18 protein-coding genes are annotated in these 19,032 nt (G+C 67.8%); 8 read left to right on the forward strand and 10 right to left on the reverse strand.

Translation table 11 applies throughout. The features are described 5' to 3' along the window. Window positions 1-30: 30 nt before the first annotated feature. The 3 genes from xdhC to ACIP5Y_RS06175 all read right to left on the reverse strand — a co-directional run bounded on the left by xdhC (window position 31) and on the right by ACIP5Y_RS06175 (window position 4,952). A complete protein-coding gene (xdhC, locus tag ACIP5Y_RS06165) occupies window positions 31-888 on the reverse strand; it encodes a xanthine dehydrogenase accessory protein XdhC (protein ID WP_400349163.1) in 858 nt (285 codons plus the stop codon). A gap of 1 nt (window position 889) precedes the next feature. Beyond that, a complete protein-coding gene (xdhB, locus tag ACIP5Y_RS06170) occupies window positions 890-3,391 on the reverse strand; it encodes a xanthine dehydrogenase molybdopterin binding subunit (RefSeq protein ID WP_400348032.1) in 2,502 nt (833 codons plus the stop codon). 73 nt (window positions 3,392-3,464) lie between these two features. Then, window positions 3,465-4,952, reverse strand: coding sequence for a xanthine dehydrogenase small subunit (locus ACIP5Y_RS06175; RefSeq protein ID WP_400348034.1), 1,488 nt, complete (start codon window positions 4,950-4,952; stop codon window positions 3,465-3,467). A 598-nt stretch (window positions 4,953-5,550) separates the two neighbouring features. Here ACIP5Y_RS06175 and ACIP5Y_RS06180 point away from each other — a divergent pair. After that, window positions 5,551-6,054: a nucleoside deaminase gene (locus tag ACIP5Y_RS06180; protein ID WP_400348036.1), complete on the forward strand. Its 504-nt coding sequence runs from the start codon at window positions 5,551-5,553 to the stop codon at window positions 6,052-6,054. Between the two features lie 72 nt (window positions 6,055-6,126). Here ACIP5Y_RS06180 and ACIP5Y_RS06185 read toward each other — a convergent pair whose 3' ends face one another. Both ACIP5Y_RS06185 and ACIP5Y_RS06190 read right to left on the reverse strand, forming a co-directional pair. Continuing rightward, on the reverse strand, window positions 6,127-6,939 hold the full coding sequence (locus ACIP5Y_RS06185) for an Fpg/Nei family DNA glycosylase (protein WP_400348038.1): 813 nt from the start codon (window positions 6,937-6,939) through the stop codon (window positions 6,127-6,129). A 3-nt stretch (window positions 6,940-6,942) separates the two neighbouring features. Then, window positions 6,943-7,413: a ribose-5-phosphate isomerase gene (locus ACIP5Y_RS06190; RefSeq protein WP_397003615.1), complete on the reverse strand. Its 471-nt coding sequence runs from the start codon at window positions 7,411-7,413 to the stop codon at window positions 6,943-6,945. Between the two features lie 147 nt (window positions 7,414-7,560). Between ACIP5Y_RS06190 and ACIP5Y_RS06195 the strand changes: the two genes are divergently transcribed. After that, complete coding sequence (locus tag ACIP5Y_RS06195; RefSeq protein ID WP_400349165.1) at window positions 7,561-8,559, forward strand: M48 family metallopeptidase; 999 nt, start codon at window positions 7,561-7,563, stop codon at window positions 8,557-8,559. Window positions 8,560-8,593: 34 nt separating this feature from the next. On the opposite strand, the gene ACIP5Y_RS06200 is transcribed toward ACIP5Y_RS06195, so the two are convergent. After that, window positions 8,594-9,235, reverse strand: coding sequence for a DsbA family protein (locus ACIP5Y_RS06200; protein ID WP_400348040.1), 642 nt, complete (start codon window positions 9,233-9,235; stop codon window positions 8,594-8,596). Between the two features lie 153 nt (window positions 9,236-9,388). Here ACIP5Y_RS06200 and ACIP5Y_RS06205 point away from each other — a divergent pair, with 153 nt between their 5' ends. The 3 genes from ACIP5Y_RS06205 (at window position 9,389) to ACIP5Y_RS06215 (ending at window position 12,376) form a co-directional block, all read left to right on the forward strand. Continuing rightward, a complete protein-coding gene (locus ACIP5Y_RS06205) occupies window positions 9,389-10,609 on the forward strand; it encodes an NAD(P)/FAD-dependent oxidoreductase (RefSeq protein ID WP_400348042.1) in 1,221 nt (406 codons plus the stop codon). A gap of 106 nt (window positions 10,610-10,715) precedes the next feature. Further along, window positions 10,716-11,117: a YciI family protein gene (locus ACIP5Y_RS06210; protein ID WP_400348044.1), complete on the forward strand. Its 402-nt coding sequence runs from the start codon at window positions 10,716-10,718 to the stop codon at window positions 11,115-11,117. Continuing rightward, window positions 11,117-12,376 (forward strand): RNA polymerase sigma factor, encoded by a 1,260-nt coding sequence (locus ACIP5Y_RS06215; protein ID WP_400348045.1) that lies wholly within the window; start codon window positions 11,117-11,119, stop codon window positions 12,374-12,376. Before ACIP5Y_RS06210 ends, ACIP5Y_RS06215 begins: the two co-directional genes overlap by 1 nt. 346 nt (window positions 12,377-12,722) lie before the next feature. On the opposite strand, the gene ACIP5Y_RS06220 is transcribed toward ACIP5Y_RS06215, so the two are convergent. Further along, entirely contained in the window at window positions 12,723-13,559 is an 837-nt protein-coding gene (locus ACIP5Y_RS06220; protein ID WP_400348047.1) for a phosphoribosylaminoimidazolesuccinocarboxamide synthase, read from the reverse strand. Between the two features lie 167 nt (window positions 13,560-13,726). On the opposite strand from ACIP5Y_RS06220, the gene pepN reads away from it, so the two are divergent. The 3 genes from pepN (at window position 13,727) to ACIP5Y_RS06235 (ending at window position 17,677) form a co-directional block, all read left to right on the forward strand. After that, window positions 13,727-16,315 carry an aminopeptidase N gene (gene pepN / locus ACIP5Y_RS06225; protein ID WP_400348049.1) on the forward strand — a complete coding sequence of 863 codons (2,589 nt, stop codon included), beginning with the start codon at window positions 13,727-13,729 and terminating at the stop codon, window positions 16,313-16,315. Window positions 16,316-16,487: 172 nt separating this feature from the next. After that, on the forward strand, window positions 16,488-17,090 hold the full coding sequence (locus tag ACIP5Y_RS06230) for a ClpP family protease (RefSeq protein WP_400348051.1): 603 nt from the start codon (window positions 16,488-16,490) through the stop codon (window positions 17,088-17,090). After that, window positions 17,087-17,677 carry a ClpP family protease gene (locus tag ACIP5Y_RS06235; RefSeq protein ID WP_400348052.1) on the forward strand — a complete coding sequence of 197 codons (591 nt, stop codon included), beginning with the start codon at window positions 17,087-17,089 and terminating at the stop codon, window positions 17,675-17,677. Before ACIP5Y_RS06230 ends, ACIP5Y_RS06235 begins: the two co-directional genes overlap by 4 nt. Window positions 17,678-17,750: 73 nt before the next feature. On the opposite strand, the gene ACIP5Y_RS06240 is transcribed toward ACIP5Y_RS06235, so the two are convergent. The 3 genes from ACIP5Y_RS06240 to ACIP5Y_RS06250 form a co-directional block, all read right to left on the reverse strand. Further along, a complete protein-coding gene (locus ACIP5Y_RS06240) occupies window positions 17,751-18,137 on the reverse strand; it encodes a helix-turn-helix domain-containing protein (RefSeq protein ID WP_400348054.1) in 387 nt (128 codons plus the stop codon). A gap of 117 nt (window positions 18,138-18,254) precedes the next feature. Then, complete coding sequence (locus ACIP5Y_RS06245; RefSeq protein WP_400348055.1) at window positions 18,255-18,722, reverse strand: DUF5130 domain-containing protein; 468 nt, start codon at window positions 18,720-18,722, stop codon at window positions 18,255-18,257. After that, window positions 18,709-18,987: a hypothetical protein gene (locus ACIP5Y_RS06250; RefSeq protein WP_397003642.1), complete on the reverse strand. Its 279-nt coding sequence runs from the start codon at window positions 18,985-18,987 to the stop codon at window positions 18,709-18,711. The genes ACIP5Y_RS06245 and ACIP5Y_RS06250 overlap by 14 nt, the downstream gene beginning before the upstream one ends. Between the last annotated feature and the right edge of the window lie 45 nt (window positions 18,988-19,032).

The following is a 19,032-nucleotide window of genomic DNA, read 5'->3' on the forward strand; positions in this document are numbered from 1 at the left end:
GGGCATTCAGGGCTATCGGAGTTACGGCTGTCAGCTGGCGGAGAGTATGGTGACCGCGGGAGCCACCGCCGGAACCGCTTGCTGCCGTTCCCGTTCGAAGGTCAGCAGCAGGTCCGCCGCCACGCTCACGGCGATGGTTGCGGGTTCCTTGCCGGTGATCTCCGGCAGTCCGATCGGGGTCTTGATCCGATCGATGGTGGCGGCGTCGTGCCCGCCCTCGTTCGCCAGGCGCTGCCGGAACCGCGACCATTTGGCCGCCGAGCCGATCAGGCCGATCGAGCCGAGATCGGCTGTGCGCAAGGCGGTATCGCAGAGCGCGGCGTCCTCGGCGTGATCGTGCGTCATGATCAGCACATGGGTGCCGCGCGGCAACTCCGCCAGCACTTCTTCCGGCAGCAGCAGTGTGTGATGCACGTGGAGCTGCGCCACCGAATCCGCGAGCACGCCGAGCCGTTCCTCGGTGAGCTGCTCGGGGCGGGTGTCGATGAGATGCAGATCGAGGTTGTGGCGGGCCAGGATTCGGGCCAGTTCCAGCCCGACGTGCCCGACCCCGAACAAGGCCACCGCGGGCACCACCGGCAGCGGTTCCAGCAGCACGGTGACCGCGCCGCCGCAGCACTGCACGCCGTGCCGGTTGGTGACCTTGTCATTGAGCGCGAACTCCATGAGTTCGGTCTCCGGATCGGCCTGGCCGATCAGTTCGCGCGCCCGATCGATGGCGACGGCCTCGATATTGCCGCCGCCGATCGAGCCCCAGGTCTCGGTCTGCCCCACAACGAGTTTGGCGCCGGCCTTACGGGGTGCGTGGCCGCGTACGGTCGCGACGGTCACCAGCACGCCGGGTTCCCGGCGTGCTCGTAACCGCGAGACCGCGGCCACCCACGTCATGTCAGACACGGCTCAAGGTGCTTGCGTCGGTCCGGTCCTTGCCGTTGCCGGCGTGCCCGTTCGTACCATTACCATTCTTGCCATTGCCGTTGCTGCCATTGCCATTTCCGTTGTGGCCGTTGCCGTTGCGGGCGTGACGGTTGGTGGCATGCAGGGTGTGACCGTTCGAAGCAGCGTCGCCCTTGCGGGCTTCCTGGATCGCCCAGTACACCGCTTCCGGTGTCGCGGGCGAACCCAGATCCACACTGACCCCGCTCGGCCCGAACGCGGCGGCGGCCTGCCGCAGCGCCTCACGCACCGAGAAGGCCAGCATCAGCGGCGGTTCGCCGACGGCCTTGGAGCCGTAGACCGCGCCCTCTTCGGTGGCGTCCTGCAGCAGCGTGACATTGAATTCGGCGGGCATCTCCGAGAAGCTGGGCAGCTTGTAGGTGCTGGCCGCCTGGGTCAGGAACCGGCCGCGGTTGGGGCCGTCGCTGGTGTCCCAGCGCAGATCCTCCAGCGTGAGCCAGCCCGCGCCCTGCACGAATCCGCCCTCGACCTGACCGATGTCGATCAGCGGCGAGAGGCTGTCGCCGACATCGTGCACGATGTCCACGCGCCGGATCTTGTAGCCGCCGGTGAAGCCGTCGACCTCGACCTCGGTGGCCGCGGCGCCGTACGCGAAGTACTTGAACGGTGAGCCCTGGAAGCCCTTGGCATCCCAGTGCAGGCCCTCGGTCCGGTAGTAGCCGGAGGCCGACAACTGCACCCGCTGCATGTACGCGGTGTGCACCAGGGTGTCCCAGTCCAGTTCCTTGTCACTGCCCAGCACCCGGGCGACACCCTCGACGATGCGCACATCCGAGGCGCTCCCGCCCAGCTGCGTCGCCGCGACCTGGACCAGCCGCTTGCGCAACTGCTCGCACGCGTTCTTGATCGCGCCACCGTTCAGGTCCGCGCCGGAGCTGGCCGCGGTGGCGGAAGTGTTGGGCACCTTGTCGGTTCGCGTCGGCGCCAGCCGCACCTTGTGCAGCGGGATACCGAGGGTGGTGGCGGCGACCTGCATCATCTTGGTGTGCAGGCCCTGACCCATTTCGGTGCCGCCGTGGTTGATCAGGACGGAACCGTCCTTGTAGATCAGCACCAGTGAACCGCCCTGGTTGAAGGCGGTGAGGTTGAACGAGATACCGAACTTGATATTGGTGATCGCCAAGGCGCGCTTGGTGTTCGGGTGCACGGCATTGAAGGAGGCGATCTCGCGCTGCCGTTCGGCCCAGTCGGCGTCGTCCTGCACCTGATGCCAGATCTTGCCGATCCGGTCGGTCTGCTCGACCGGCTGCCCGTACGGGGTGGACTGGTTCGGCGCGTAGAAGTTGCGTTCCCGCAGCTCGGCCGGATCCAGGCCCAGCAGGGGCGCGCACCGGCCCATGATGTCCTCGATCACGATCATGCCCTGCGGGCCGCCGAAACCACGGAACGCGGTGTTGGACACCGTATTGCACTTGGCGATGCGTCCCGCCACGTGCGCGTTGGGAATCCAGTAGGTGTTGTCGATGTGGCACAGCGCGCGAGCCAGTACCGGCTCGGACAGGTCCAGGCTCCAGCCGCCGTCCGCGGTCAAAGTGGCGTCCAGCGCCTGGATCCTGCCGTCGGCGTCGAAGCCGATCTTCCAGCTGGAGTGGAAGCCGTGCCGCTTCCCGGACATGGTCAGGTCCTGAGTCCGGTTGAGCCGCAACCGCACCGGCCGGCCCGTCAGCTTGGCGCCGAGCGCGGCGATGGCCGCGAACCCGTGCGGCTGCATTTCCTTACCGCCGAAACCGCCGCCCATGCGCAGGCACTGCACGGTCACTTCGTGACTGTGCAAACCGAGCACGTGCGCGACGATTTCCTGGGTCTCGGAGGGATGCTGGGTGCTGCTCTGGATGAACACCTGCCCGGCCTCGTCGACCTGCGCCAGCGCGCAATGGGTTTCGAGGTAGAAGTGCTCCTGGCCCTTGAACTCGAACTCGCCGGTGAAGATGTGCGCGGAGTTGGCGAAACCCGCTTCGATATCGCCGCGGATCATGGTGGGCCGGGCGCCGTGGAAGCTCTCGGCCTCGATCGCCTCGCGCACCGTGATCGTCGAGGGCAGTTCCTCGAGCTCCACCTCGACGGCCGCCGCACCCTGCCGGGCCGCTTCCAGGGTGTCGCCCAGCACCCACGCCACCGCGTGGCCGTGGAACATGATCTCTTCGGGGAACAGCGGCTCGTCGTGCTTCATGCCCGCGTCGTTGACGCCGGGCACGTCCTTGATGGTGAGTACCCGCACCACGCCGGGCACGGCGAGCGCGGCCTCGGTGCGCAATTCGACGACCCGGCCGTGCGCCTTCATGACCTGCACCGGGAAGGCGTGCAGCACATCCTTGGTGCGATACACCAGGTCGTCGGTGTAGAGCGCGGTCCCCGTGACATGCAGGGACGCACTCTCGTGCGGCATCGGTACGCCGACTACCGGCTTCTCGGGGCGTTCGGACAGATGGCTCATGACTCCACCTCGCTGAAGCTCGGCTCCGTCAAGAGCCAGGGACGCTGTGTTTTCGATTCGCTCGCAAGCTCGCTCATGACAGCACCGCCTCGGTGGTTTGCGCGTACAGCTTCTTCAGGCTCTGACCGAGCATCGCGGCGCGGTACGCGGCGCTGGCCCGGTGATCGCTCATCGGCGTGCCCTCGGACTGCAGCACCGCGGCGGCAGCCTCGACGACCTCGGCCGACCAGGCCTTACCGACCAGCGCGGCCTCGGTGTCGCGGGCGCGGATCGGGGTGGCGGCCACACCACCCAGACCGATCCGCGCGGACCGGACGAGGCCGTCCTCGATATCCAGCGCGAAAGCGACTGCCACACTGGAAATATCGTCGAAGCGGCGCTTGGCGATCTTGTGGAACGCGGTCACCGGGGCCAGCGGCAGCGGAATGCGCACGGCCTGGATCAGCTCGTCCGCGCGCCGCACACTCTGCCGGTAACCGGTGAAGTAGTCGGCCAGCTCGACGACCCGCTCACCGTCGGCGGAGGCGAGCACCACCGACGCACCCAGCGCGAGCAGCGCCGGCGGGCTGTCACCGATCGGCGAACCGGTACCCAGGTTGCCGCCGAAGGTGGCGTTGTTACGAATCAGCCGGGATGCGAACTGCGGGAACAGCTGCGCCAGCAGCGGCACACTGCCGTCGAGGCGGCGCTCGATCTCGGTCAGCGGCACGGCTGCCCCGACCTCGATGTAGTCGGACTCGACCCGCAGCGAACGCAATTCGGGGAGCCGATCGATGGCGATGACGTAATCCGCCCGCCGGGCACGGATATTCACTTCCACACCCCAGTCGGTGGAGCCGGCGACCAGCACCGCACCGGGCACGTCGCGGAGCAGCTGCACCGCTTCGGCCAGGGTTTCCGGACGCCGGAAGGTGCGATCGTCCCGGGAGTACTCGGTGGCGACCGGCGCGGGCGCGGGCTCGTCACGACGCTGCGCCAGCGGATCCTCCTCGCTCGGCGCACCGAGCGCGAACGCGGCGTCCCGGATCGGGCGGTATCCCGTACAGCGGCACAGGTTTCCGCTCAGCGAGTGCAGGTCGAACCCGTTCGGGCCGTGCTCATGATCATCCTCGTGACCGTGCGCCTCGACCTCGGCCTCCGCAGCCGGCGCGGCACCGCAGCGCCCGGGACGGTAGTACTCGGAAGCCATGCTGCAAATGAATCCCGGTGTGCAGTAACCACATTGCGAACCACCGCGCACCGCCATCTCCTGCTGCACCGGGTGCAGCTCGGTGGGCACGCCCGTGGCGTCGAGATTGCCGAGACCCTCGGCGGTGACGATCTCCTGACCGTCGAGCGCGGCCGCCGGCACCAGGCAGGCATTGACCGCCACCCAGTCGGTGGGCCGGTTCACGCCGGGCCGCGCCACCAGCACCGAGCAGGCGCCGCATTCGCCCTCGGCGCAGCCTTCCTTGCTCCCGGTCAGGCCACGATCACGCAGGAAGTCCAGGACCGTCGTGTGGGGTGCGGCCGGGGAGAGCGGTTGGACCTTCCCATTGACCGTAATCCGCGCGTCTACCATGGCACATCCTCATTTCGGTGCGCGGTCGTGAACCTGATCGACATTTCGAGTGCTTTCTTTTTTCGGTGGCGCAGCCCGGGTACCCGGAGCGCAGGCAGCACGCAGCGACGTGCCGGAAGCGGTGAAAGAGATCGGAAAGAACCGAGAAGGGGCTACTCAGCAGCCGTGCGCGACACGACCCGGAACCCACGCAGACCGGTGAGCGAGGTGACGCAGGTCGGAAATAATCGACATCCGACGTCGCCTCCTTCCAACAGCTCACAAGTCGGTGACCTCGAAACTACGTCGCGGCGGACCCCGCGGTCAAGCCGATGTACGCAGGCCAGGCATAGTTTGCATGAACCTATGACAAACCGATCGGGGACCCGTGAGCGAATAGGTTCATCGCACAAACGGAACGGCTCCCGGAAACGTCCGCGCACCCGGTGCGCTGCGCTGATCTTGTTACGGGCTTCGGCCGAGGTTGTTACCGCCTTTGTGAGTGTCTACGAAAACCCGGTCTCCGCCCGCGAACGTTTTCATGCTTACCGCCCTAGATAGCGGCCTCCGGTTTTCGGTGTAATTCATCACACACGTAGTAAGGGATCAAGGAGTGACCGTGACCGCACACGCCCAAGAAACAAGCCTTCAGGAGCTGGAACGCGCCTGGCTGGACGAGGCGATCAAATTTGCCACCGACAATGTGGCGAATGGCGGCGGTCCCTTCGGGGCGCTGGTCGCCAAGGACGGCGAGATCGTCGCGATCGCCCACAACAAGGTCACCACGAACCTGGACCCCACGGCCCACGCCGAAGTGAACGCCATGCGCGACGCCTGTCAGCAGCTCGGCACCTTCTCGCTCGAGGGCTGCATCCTGATCACCTCGTGCGAACCGTGCCCGATGTGCCTGTCCTCGGCCCTGTGGGCCCGCGTCGACCGCATCGTCTTCGCCGCCGATCGCCACGACGCCGCGGTAGCCGGTTTCGACGACCGCAAGTTCTACGAACTGTTCGAGAAGAAGCCCGACGAAGTCTGGCCGACCACGATCGAGCACCTGGACCTGCCGAACCGCACCGCACCGTTCGATGCCTGGCTGGCCAAGACCGACCGCATCGACTACTGACCTCCGGTACCCCGCAGGGCGGCGAATGACGATCACGTCATCCGCCGCCCTGGGTGTTTCAGCGGGGTTGTTTCAACGCGCCTGACAGTCGGGGCACCAGAACAGGTTCCGGGCATCCATCACGGTGTGGAGGACGGTGGCGCCGCACAAGCGGCAGGGTTCCCCGACGCGGCGGTACACATAGGTGCGGGGGCGGTCGGCGGCGTAGGACGGGGCGCCGTGATCGTGTTCGCGGCGCACCACATGCATCTTGCCGCGGCGGACGCCGACCTTCATGAGCTCGATCAGGTCCGCCCACATGGCGTCCCATTCGGTGCGGCTCAACGATTTTCCGGGGCGATGCGGCGAGATGCCGTGGCGGAAAAGGATTTCCGCTCGGTACACGTTTCCCACGCCGGCCAGGACCTTCTGATCCATGAGCAGGGCGCCGATCGGGCGCTGGGAACGGTGGATGCGATCCCAGGCCTTGTCCGGGTCGGCGTCGCGGCGCAGTGGATCGGGACCCAGACGGGCTGTGAGAGCGTCGACTTCGGGTTCGAGGAGCACCTCGCAGGCGGCGGGGCCGCGCAGGTCGATGCCGTAGAACTCATCGGAGCGGCCCGCACCGATCAGGCGCATGCGCACCTCGCCCACCGGTTCGCCCAGGGGCAGCGGGGATTCGGTGAATTTGCCGTACAGGCCCAGGTGGACGTGCAGGACGACACCCGAATCGTAGTGGTGCAGCAGGTGTTTGCCCCAGGCGTCGGCGCGCAGCAGGGTCTGCCCGTCGATCAGGGCCGCGTCGTCGGCGAAGCGGCCCTGCGGGCTGGAGACTCGGACCTGACCGCCGGCGAAACGCTTGTGGTGCTGTTTCGCCAGGCGGTGCAGCGTATGGCCTTCCGGCACAGGTCAGTTGGGGAGGGCCGGCGGGATGCCGGTCTTCTCGTACTCGGCGAGGATGTCGATGCGGCGCTGGTGGCGCTCCTCGTTCGACCACGGGGTGGTGACGAAGGCGTCCACGATCGCGAGCGCGTCATCGGGAGTGTGCATGCGGCCGCCGATGCCGAGCAGCTGCGCGTTGTTGTGCTGCCGGGCGAGCTGCGCGGTCTCCACGCTCCAGCCGAGGGCGCAGCGGGCGCCGGGCACCTTGTTGGCGGCGATCTGCTCACCATTGCCGGAACCACCGAAGACGAAGCCCAGCGAACCCGGGTCGGCGACGGTGCGGCGGGCGGCCTCGATGCAGAAGGCCGGGTAGTCGTCCTGGGCGTCGTACTCCAGTGCGCCGCAGTCGACGACCTCGTGGCCCTGGCCCTCCAGGTGGGCCTTAACAGTGTTCTTCAGTTCGAAGCCGGCATGGTCGGCACCCAGGTATACGCGCATGGTGCGATTCTGTCAGAACTGAATAAAGTGGCCGCCATGACGTCCGACGATCAAGCTCCACCGCCGAACGCCTACGGGGGGCAAACCTCAGGCAATCAATATGGGCAGCAGTACGGCGAGCCGCCCGCCTGGAATCCGGTCACGGGGATGACCGGCTGGAATCCGCAGGTCGGCCCGCCGGGATGGGCTCCGCAGCAACCGTATTCGCCACCGCCGCCACCGGTCGTGCAACAGACCCGGGGACTCTCGCCCTACGGCAGGCCCGCACGGCACAGCTGGGAGATCCCGATGCTGGTGATCGTGGTGACGCTCACCGTGCTCGGTTACCTGCTCGCCATCCTCATGGTGGCGCTCGGCGAGATCAACCAGTACGTAGGCCTGTTCCTGGGCGCACCACTGCTGGTGTGGATCGGCCGCGGCAGCACCTACGCCACCATGCGCGTCAACGGGGTGAAGATGTCACCCACCCAGTTTCCCGAGGGCTACCGCATGGTCCAGGAAGCCGCCACCCGCTACGGCATGAAGAAGGTGCCCGACGCGTACGTGCTGCTGGGCAACGGGCAGATCAATGCCTTCGCCTCCGGGCACGGCTACCGCCGGTTCGTGGTGGTGTACGCGGACCTGTTCGAAATCGGCGGCGCCGCACGCCAACCCGACGCGCTCGCCTTCATCATCGGCCACGAGGTCGGGCACATCGCGGCCGGGCACGTCTCCTATTGGCGGCAGCTCGGCATGTTCCTGGTGCCGTTCCTGCCCATCCTCGGCAATACGCTGATCCGCGCCCAGGAGTACACCGCCGACAATCACGGCTTCTGCAACCGGCCCAACGGCGCACCCACCGCCATGCAGACACTTGCGGGTGGCAAGTACCTGAACTCGCTGGTCGGCTTCCACGAAATGGCCGACCGCGCACCCCGGGAGAAGGGCTTCTTCGTCTGGCTGGTCAACGCCACGGCCACCCACCCGGTGCTCACCTGGCGCATGTCGGCGCTGCGCGACCGCAGCCGGCACGGCCGCATGTTCCTGCGGCCGGCAGCGCCGCAACCGCCGGCCGGCGCCCCGCCGTACGGGGGTTATCCGCAACCGATGCCGAGCGGATACGGCGAGACGACGACCTACTACGACTACCGCGGACCCGCGAGCTGAAACCCGCGGACCCGCGATCGACGACCCGGACCGCTCAGTCGAAGTTCGGGTCTTCGGTCCGGGTGCGCTTGAGCTCGAAGAAGTACGGGAACGAAGCGAGGGCGACCGCGCCGTCCCACACCTTGCCCGCCTCTTCCCCGCGCGGAATGCGCGACAGCACCGGGCCGAAGAACGCGGAGTCGTTGATGTGGATGGTCGGGGTGCCGACATCCGGGCCGACCTTGTCCATGCCCGCGTGATGCGATTCCCGCAGCGCCTCGTCCAGATCGGTGCTGTTCGCGGCCTCGGCCAGATCGGCGGGCAGGCCCACCTCCGCCAGCGACTCCTGGATCACGACGGCCAGCCGCTCGCCGCGGTCCTCCTGCGTGTACTCGTCGCGGCGGTTGTGCAGCCGGGTGCCCATCGCGGTGTACAGCGGCAGCAGCACCTTCTCGCCGTGCTCCTTGGCGGCCGCGATCGCGACGCGCACCGGACCCCAGCCGGTCTTCAGCAGCTCCTCGTACTGCGGCGGCAGCCCTTCCCGGTTCTCATTGAGCACCGACAGGCTCATGACGTGGAAATGCGCCTCGATATCGCGGACCTTCTCGACCTCGAGAATCCAGCGGGAGGTGATCCAGCACCAGGGGCACAGCGGGTCGAACCAGAAGTCGACCCGGTCCTTCTTGGTGTCACTCACGGAAAGTCCTTTCGCAAACGGTTGCGGCCGGGCACGGCCGTCCTGCAATGCGCAACAACCGGGATTCTCGCCGATATTTCCGGTTCGGGGGGTTAGTGTCGGGTATCGGCCTCGTCGGCGGCGTCACGACTGCGCGAAGCAGGAGGTTTCGGCATGACCACGACATCCAGGTTCGTCATCGCAGGCGGGGGGCTGGCCGCGGCCAAGCTCGCGGAGGCCCTGCGCGCCAATGATTTCGACGGGACGGTCAGTCTCGTCAGCGCGGAGGAACGACTGCCCTACGAGCGGCCGCCACTGTCCAAGGAATGCCTGCTCGGCAAGAAAACCGTCGACGACTGCATTGTGGACACGGCGCAGTGGTACCGCGACCACCACATCGAAGTCCTGCTCGGCACCACGGTCACCGGCATCGACCGCGCCTCCAAAACCATTGCCCTGCCGGACGGTACGACCCTGCCTTACGACAAACTGGCGCTCGCCACCGGATCCCGGCCCCGCAAGCTGCCCCTCCCCGGCGCCGACGCGGAAAACGTGTATGTGCTGCGCACCGCCGAGGACAGCGAAACACTGCTCGAATTGTTCCGCGGCGCACAGCGATTGGTGGTGATCGGCGCCGGCTGGATCGGCCTCGAAGTGACCGCGGCGGCCCGCATCGCGGGGCTCGAGGTCACCGTGCTGGAGACCCAACAGACACCGCTGGAGGGCGCGCTCGGCACCGAGATGGGCGCGGTCTTCGGCGGACTGCACCGCGAACACGGCGTCGACCTGCGCACCGGGGTCAAGGTCGCGGAGATCGTCACCCGCGACGGGATCGCCACCGGCGTCCGGCTCGGCGACGACTCCGTCATCGAGGCGGACGCCGTGCTGGTGGCGGTGGGAGCCCGGCCCAATATCGAACTGGCCGTCGACGCCGGACTGTCCACCGCCGGCGGCGTCCTCGTGGACGAGAGCCTCGCCACCAGCGACCCGGACATCGTGGCCGTCGGCGATATCGCCGACCAGCAGCATCCGATTCTCGGGCAGCGCGTCCGCGTCGAGCACTGGGCCAACGCGCTGAATCAACCCGCCGTCGCGGCGCTCACCATGCTCGGCAAACCCGGCGTCTACGACAAGTTGCCGTACTTCTTCACCGATCAATACGACCTGGGGATGGAGTACACCGGCTACGTCGCGCCGCATCGGGACGCCCGCGTCGTGGTGCGCGGCGATCTCGGCAAGCGCGAGTTCGTGGCGTTCTGGCTGAGCTCCTCGGACCGGGTGCTGGCCGGGATGAACGTGAACGTCTGGGATGTCACCGACCGGATCAAACAGCTGATCCTGAGCGGAGAACCCGTGGACCCGGGCCGCCTCGCCGACCCGAAGAGCCCACTATGACCAGCGTCACCCGCTAGGAATCGCAACTACGTCGAATCGGTGCGTCAGACTCCGACCAAGGCACGAGAGTGCCACCGCGGCGCATCCTCGAACGAAGGAGCCGATCGTGAAGTACATGCTGCTGAAGACCTACAGCCCCGCCGCCTACTGCGACACCGCGATCAGCGAATGGACGCCGGAGGAGATCCAGGCGCACATCGACTTCCAGCGCGCGCTCGGCGAAGAACTCGCCAAGTCCGGGGAACTGGTCGACGCACAGGGCCTGGCCGATCCCAGCCAGGTCCGGGTCGTCAGTTCGGACGGCCGGTCCGCGCCGCTCATCACCGACGGCCCCTTCCCCGAGACCAAGGAATTCCTGGCCGGCTACTGGATCGTCGACGTCGACAGCCCGGACCGCGCCTACGCCATCGCCGCCCAGGCCTCGGCCGCACCCGGCCCCGGCGGCAAACCCATCGGCGAATACATCGAGGTGCGCCAGGTCATGAGCGCCCCCGCCGCCGACCAGTAATGCCGGACACCCGGCTCGAGGACCTGCTGCGCGAGCTCGCACCGCAGGTCCTCGGCACGCTGGTGCGCCGCTACGGCGATTTCGCCGCCGCCGAGGACGCGCTCCAGGAGGCGCTGCTCGCGGCCGCGACGCAATGGCCCGCCGACGGATTCCCGGAGAACCCGCGCGGCTGGCTCATCCAGGTCGCCCAGCGCCGGCTCATCGACACCGTGCGCGCCGAGGTCGCGCGCCGCAATCGCGAAACCGCCACGGCGCTACGAGAAGTCCCCGGCGACTTCGGCGCGGAACCCGACCTCGGTGATCCCGGCCGGGACGACACGCTCACCCTGTTCTTCCTCTGCTGCCACCCCGACCTGTCCCCCGCGGCCGCCATCGCGCTCACGCTGCGCGCTGTCGGCGGGCTCACCACCGCCGAGATCGCCCGCGCCTTCCTGCTCCCCGAATCGACCATGGCGCAACGCATCACCCGCGCCAAGAAGCGGCTCGCCGGCCTGGAACGGCCTTTCGCACCGCCCTCGGACGCGGATACACCCGAAGCCGTTGTGTACCAAGGTGAATGGCGAGCACGGGTAGGCGCGGTGCTGCACGTGCTGTACCTGATCTTCACCGAGGGGCACACCAGCACGGGCCCGGAGTTGCGGCGCGGCGATCTAGCGGCGGAGGCCATCCGGCTGGCCCGCGCCCTGCACCGGCTCCTGCCCGACGATGCCGAGGTGACCGGTCTGCTGGCGCTGCTGCTGCTCACCGATTCCCGCCGCGCCGCCCGCACCGGCACGCACGGTGAACTCATCCCCCTGGCCGAACAGGATCGGCGACTCTGGCAGCGCGACACCATCATCGACGGCGTCCGCCTGGTCACCGCCACCCTCCCCGGCGGCCTCACCGGCCCCTACCAGATCCAAGCCGCCATCGCCGTCCTGCACGCCCAGGCTCTGCGCGCGGAGGACACCGACTGGGCACGAATCCTGGTGCTGTACAACACCCTCGAACAGCTCGCCCCGAACCCGATGGTCACCCTCAACCGCGCGGTGGCCACCGCCATGGTGCACGGCCCCCAGGCCGGTCTCGACCTCGCCGCCACCCTCGACGAATCACTCTCCGGCACCCACCGGCTCGAAGCGGTCCGCGGGCACCTCCACGAAATGGCCGGCGACGACAAGTCCGCCATCGCCGCCTACACGGCCGCCGCCCGCCGCACCGCCAGCCAACCCGAACGCGACTACCTCATGCTCCGAGCCGCCCACCTCCGCAATCCCTGACGGCCCGCCGGGACATCGCGCGGCGCACCGAGGGTGCGCGGAGCACCGAACCCCTCCGGCACGAAAGCGGGGCGATCCGAAGCGAACCCGGAAATGTCCGGCACGACGTACCACGCGCGGAACCGCCGCTCACCTGTACAGCGGGCACGGCGAGTGCGGCAGATCCTGAAAAGCCGGATCGACCGCGTCCGGAACCAGGGCTTCACCTACGACCACAGCAAACCCCGCCTGGCCGGAAAACGCACGCTATAGCACCGGCCTGGGCGGTGCGGCCGCCGACGAGTGGGAAGCTGTGGTGGCGCCTACTCGGCCGATGCCGCAACAGCTTCCCGGTGATCTTGTCGCGCTAGCCCTGGAAGCCGGTCCAGGGGTTGCCGGTGACGAGTTCGTAGGCCTGGGCGTACTTCTGGCGCGTGACCTCGACGACCTCGGCGGGGATCTCCGGGCCCGGGTACTCCTTGTTCCAGCCCGTCGAGGTGGACCAGTCGCGGACGTACTGCTTGTCGAAGGACGGCTGCGGGTGGCCGGGCTCGTATTCGGAGGCGGGCCAGAAGCGGGAGGAGTCGGAGGTCAGCACCTCGTCGCCGAGGGTGAGAACGTCACCGTCCCAACCGAGTTCGATCTTGGTATCGGCAATGATGACCCCGCGCGCGGCGGCGTGCTCGGCGCCGCGGGTGTACACCTCGAGGGTCAGGTCGCGCAGCTGCTCGGCGACCTCCTTGCCCTCCTGGTTCACCACATCGTCGAAGGAGATCGGTTCGTCGTGTCCGACATCGGCCTTCGTGGTCGGGGTGAAGATGGGTTCGGGCAGCTTGTCGCCGTCGCGCAGGCCCGGCGGCAGCTGCACGCCCGATACGGTGCCGGTGCGCTGGTACTCCTTCAGGCCGGAGCCCGTCAGGTAGCCGCGCGCGATGCATTCCACCTTCACCATGTTCAGCGGTTTGACCCGGACGCCGCGGCCCGCGAATTCGGCGGGCACATCGGTGGTGGAGATGATGTGGTTCGGCACATCCGCGAAGAACCCGAACCACCAGTTCGACAGCTGGGTGAGCATGGCGCCCTTACCCGGGATCGGTGTGGGCAGTACGACATCGAAGACAGACACCCGGTCCGAGGCGACCAGGATCAGCGAATCGCCATCCTCGTACAGATCGCGCACCTTACCGGCGTGAATGTGCTTCAACTGTCCTCCTCCAGGTGGGCGCGAGCGCGCGATGTGCAACCGCGCCACAGCCTACCGACGGCCCTCCGGCGGCCCCGACCAGGCCGGGCGGACGCCCTGCGCGGCAGTACGCGGACATGGCAAGCTGGCAAGGTTCGCGTAGTTCTCCGTAGAGCGAAGGAGCCCCCTTGTCCGCACCGAATCTCACCCGCGAGCAGGCGATCGAACGCGCCGCGACGGTACAGGTGGAGAACTATCGGGTCGAATTGGATCTGACCGGGCAACCCACCAATGCCGAGGAACCGCGCAACGACAGCTTCCACTCGCGCTCGACGGTGAAGTTCACGGCAACCCCGGGTGCGACCACCTTCATCGACATCGTGGGCGCGGGTGTGCGGTCGGCGGTGCTGAACGGCGTCGCCCTCGATGTCAGCGGTTACGACGAGGCCGAGGGCATCACGCTGCCGGGCCTCGCCACCCAGAACACCCTGGTGGTCGAGGCCGACTGCGAATACTCGCACACCGGTGAAGGTCTGCACCGCTTCGTCGACCCCACCGACAACAAGGTGTACCTGTACTCCCAGTTCGAAACCGCCGACTGCAAGCGCATGTTCGCCTGCTTCGACCAGCCGGACCTCAAGGCCACCTACGACATGATCGTCACCGCGCCCGAGGACTGGGAGGTCATCTCGAACGGCGCGGTCACCTCCACCCGCAAGATCGGCACGGTGGCCGAGCACACCTTCGACACCACGCCGCGCATGAGCACCTACCTGGTGGCGCTCATCGCCGGACCGTACGCCAAGTGGACCGACCGCTACATCGACGAGCACGGCGATATCCCGCTGGGCATCTACTGCCGCGCCTCGCTGGCCGAATTCATGGACGCCGAACGGCTTTTCACCGAAACCAAACAGGGTTTCGGCTTCTATCACACCAATTTCGGTGTGCCGTACGCCTTCGGCAAATACGACCAGCTGTTCGTGCCCGAATTCAACGCGGGCGCAATGGAGAACGCGGGCGCGGTCACGTTCCTCGAGGATTACGTCTTCCGTTCCAAGGTGACCCGCGCCTCCTACGAGCGCCGCTGCGAGACCGTGCTGCACGAGATGGCGCACATGTGGTTCGGCGACCTGGTCACCATGAAGTGGTGGGACGACCTGTGGCTGAACGAATCCTTCGCCACCTTCGCCTCGGTGCTGTGCCAGGTCGGCGCGACCGAATACACCAATGCCTGGACCACTTTCGCGAATCTGGAGAAGTCCTGGGCGTACCGGCAGGACCAGCTGCCGTCCACCCACCCCATCGCCGCCGACATCCCGGACCTGGCGGCGGTCGAGGTGAACTTCGACGGCATCACCTACGCCAAGGGCGCTTCCGTGCTCAAGCAGCTGGTGGCCTACGTCGGGCTGGAGCCGTTCCTGGCGGGCCTGCGCGCCTACTTCACCGAACACGCCTACGACAACGCCACGTTCAACGACCTGGTGGGCGCGCTGGAGCAGGCCTCCGGCCGCGACCTGTCCACCTGGGGCGCACAGTGGCTGAAGACCACCGGCCTGAACATCCTGCGCCCGGACTTCACCGTGCAGGACGGCAAGTACACGTCGTTCAGCGTCATTCAGGAAGGCGCCGAACCGGGCGCGGGTGAGCGCCGCGTGCACCGCCTCGCCATCGGCGTCTACGACGACCAGGACGGAAAGCTGGTGCGCACCAAGCGCATCGAGCTCGACGTCGACCCGGTCGAGCGCACCGAGGTGCCGGAACTGGTCGGCGTGCCGCAGGGCAAGCTGGTCATCGTCAACGACGACGACCTCACCTACTGCTCAGTCCGACTGGACCCGGCCTCGCTGGATACCGTGGTGGCCCGCATCGCCGATATCGCCGAACCGCTGCCCCGCACGCTGTGCTGGTCGGCCGCGTGGGAAATGACCCGGCAGGCCGAACTGCGGGCCCGCGACTTCGTGGCGCTGGTACAGCGCGGCGTCGGCGCGGAAACCGAAATCGGTGTGGTGCAACGACTCCTGATGCAGGCGAACACCGCGCTCGGCGCCTACGCCGACCCGGAGTGGGCCGCGCAGACCGGCTGGCCCGAGTACACCGACCGGCTGCTGGAACTGGCCCGCGCCGCCGCGCCGGGCTCCGACCACCAGCTGGCCTTCGTCAATGCCCTCACCGGCGCCAAGCTCGCCGACCGCCACACCGCGGTGCTGCGGCAGCTGCTCGACGCCGATCCGGCCGCAGCCGGCCTCACCGGGTTGACCGTGGACACCGACCTGCGCTGGCGGGTCGTCCAGGCGCTCGCCGCCTCGGGTGTGATCGATACCGACGGCATCGAAACCCCGTTCATCGATGCCGAATTCGATCGCGACCCGACCGCCGCGGGACGCCGGCAGGCCGCCGCGGCCCGGGCCGCCCGCCCGCAGGCCGTCGTCAAGGAAGCGGCCTGGGACACCGTCATGGGCGATGACACGGTCCCGAACATCACGGCTCGCGCCATCGTGGCCGGGTTCGCTCCGGTCGGGCAGGGCGAGCTGCTGACGCCTTACATCGAACGGTATTTCGCCGAGATCCCGTCGGTGTGGGAGCGGCGTTCCAGCGAGGTAGCGCAGACCGTCGTGGTGGGGCTGTACCCGCACTGGGCGGTCACCGATGAAGCGGTCGCCGTCGCCGACAAGTTCCTCGCCGAGGAGCGTCCGCCGGCCCTGCGCCGCCTCGTGGTGGAAGGCCGTGCCGGCATCGAACGTTCCCTGCGCGCACGGGAATTCGATCGGCGATAACGCCGGTACCGACACAAGGGGCCCCCGCCGCATGCTCGCGGCGGGGGCCCCTGCGTTCGGCCGACGAACGACCGGATCACCGACCAGGCCTTCACCGGTGCGCTGCCGTGAGCGGATCTGCTCACAGCAGCGCGGCACACCAGGACGGGTGTAGTTCGGGCACCGTGAAGTCATGGCAGACAACACGACTCCGATGTTCAACTGGCGGACACGGGAACAACTCTTCGGACGGCGGGTCCTCGTCCTCGACGGGGCGCTGGACGACGACAACGGGACACTGCTCATGACGCAGCTGCTCACCCTGGCGGCGGAGGATCCGGAGGCGCCGATCTCGCTGTGGATCCATTCGCCCGGCGGGTCGGTGCCGGCCATGCTGGCGATCCGGGACGTGATGCGGCTCGTCCCCTGCGAGGTATCCACGCTGGCGCTCGGATTGGCTTGCAGCGCAGGGCAATTCCTACTGTCGGCGGGCACGCACGGGCGGCGGTTCGCGCTACCGCACGCGCGGATCCTCATGCATCAGGGGTCGGCCGGTATCGGCGGCAGCGCGGTGGAGGTCGACGTGCAGGCCGACGATCTGCGCTACACCGTGCAGACCGTGCTCGGGCTCATCTCCGAGGACACCCGGCAGCCCTTCGACCAGATCTACGAGGATTCGCTGCACGATCGCTGGTTCACCGCGACCCAGGCCAAGGACTACGGATTCATCGACGGCATCGTCGACTCGTTCTGGCAGGTCGTCCCGCAACGACAGAAGCTGGGGATCTCGGCATGACTTCCTACACCATTCCCAATGTCATCGCGCAGCATCCGCGCGGCGAGCGGATCATGGACGTCTACTCGCATCTGCTCACCGAACGCATCGTCTACCTGGGCACACCCATCGACTCGGGCGTCGCCAACGCCCTCATCGCCCAGCTGCTGCACCTGGACGCCGAAAGCCCCGGCCAGGACATCAGCCTCTACATCAACTGCGAGGGCGGCGACCTGTCGGCCATGCTCGCCATCTACGACACCATCCAGCACATCGGCTCACCCGTCATCACCACCTGCGTGGGCCAGGCCATCGCCGTCGGCGCGGTCCTGCTCGCCGGCGGCGCCCGCGGCCGCCGCACCATGCTCCCGCACGCCCGCGTCGTCCTGCATCAACCCGCGGCCAGCGGCCGCGGCGCCATCCCCGACCTCATCATCCAAGCCGAGGAACTCGCCCGCCTCCGCGCCGAAGTCGAGGAAATCCTGGCCGAACACACCAACCAGACCATCGAAACCCTCCGCCGCGACACCGACCGCGACCGCGTCTTCACCGCCCGAGCAGCCCTCGACTACGGCCTCGTCGACCAAATCCTGGGCCCCCGAAGCTGATTCCCGCGAGAGGGAATTGGTGGCGGCGTTTCCCGAGAAGCCACCACCACCAATTCCCTCTCGCGGGAAGGATTTACGCGACCAGGGCGAGCATGACCGGTCCGGAGGCTGGGCGGTGGGTGGTGGGGCGGCTGTAGGCGGCGAGCTGGCGGCGGTGCAGCTCCTCGGCGACCTGCTGGGTCAATCCCCAGAGCGTGGTTCCCAGGGCTCCCGCGAGCGCGGCGATCATCTCGCTGGAGGGCTCTTTCCGGCCCCGCTCGACCTCCGAAAGGTATTGCGGCGAAATACCGGCCCGCCCGGCCGTTTCCGTCAGCTTCTCCCCCTGCCCCAACCGCAGGGTCCGGAGCTGTTCCCCCAGCGCCTCCCGCCACAACGGCTCCCGCGCCGCACCCCGCCGCGCCTCCCGCGGCCGATCCTCACGCCCACCAGGAATAGCGGTCAACCGCGGTTTCTCGGACATACCCCGAGCCTAAGTTCCCCCACCCCGAATCCGCGCCCCGATCTGCTCACAGCGAAACCCGATCGGGGTTTGGGGGCCGAGGCCCCCAAACTGCCCATCAGCGCGGCAGGCTGCGAGTCAGACGCGGCCGATGGCGGCGGCCATGACGCGCACGGCCGAGACCAGGCCGTCGATGAGCTCGCCCTGGCGGCAGGAGCTCAGGGCGGCGGTGGCGCCGAGCTGGCAGACGCGGTCGTTGGCGCGTTCCGCGACATCGCGGCCGGAGCGCACCTCGACGGAGTTGGTGTTGGGGTCGACGGCGATGAGCACCGAGCGCGCGGCCTCCGGGGTGGCCGGGAACAGCGCGTCCGCGCCCTCGGCGGAATCCGAGCCGAGGTCGCCGATGTAGATGTTGAACCGGACCTTGGTGGCGCGGGTGGCATCGGTGAGCGTGTTGTCCATGAGCAGGCGCTCGTTATCGGTGAACGGCACATCGCTGAAGATGTCGCCGGCCTCGTGCACACCCGACACGCGTCCGCTGGTGGTGACGGCGAATCCGTGCGGTAGGTCGGCCTCGTTCACCGCGGGCCAATTAGAACTTGCCACTTGCCCGGCCTCCGATCAGCTCCGCGCCCGCGGATTCGATAGCCGCATGGTTGCCATGCGAGTCTGCAGTGTCGTGATGACCGGAACCGGTCACTTCGTCGGTAGCGCTCCACAGCACCGGCGGCTGCGTCCACTTCTCACCGAGTTCGTAGTGCGCCGGCCTCTTGCCCGGCAGCGGCTTACCGAGGAACGACAATCCGGCGATCACCAGATAGATCGCAAGCGGGATGCCGACATAGATCAGCACTGTCTGGAGAATGCTCACGGCCCAACGGTAGTCGATGCCCCCCTCACTACTACGACCGGTAAG

This window comes from Nocardia sp. NPDC088792 (assembly GCF_044750615.1).
Lineage (GTDB): Bacteria > Actinomycetota > Actinomycetes > Mycobacteriales > Mycobacteriaceae > Nocardia.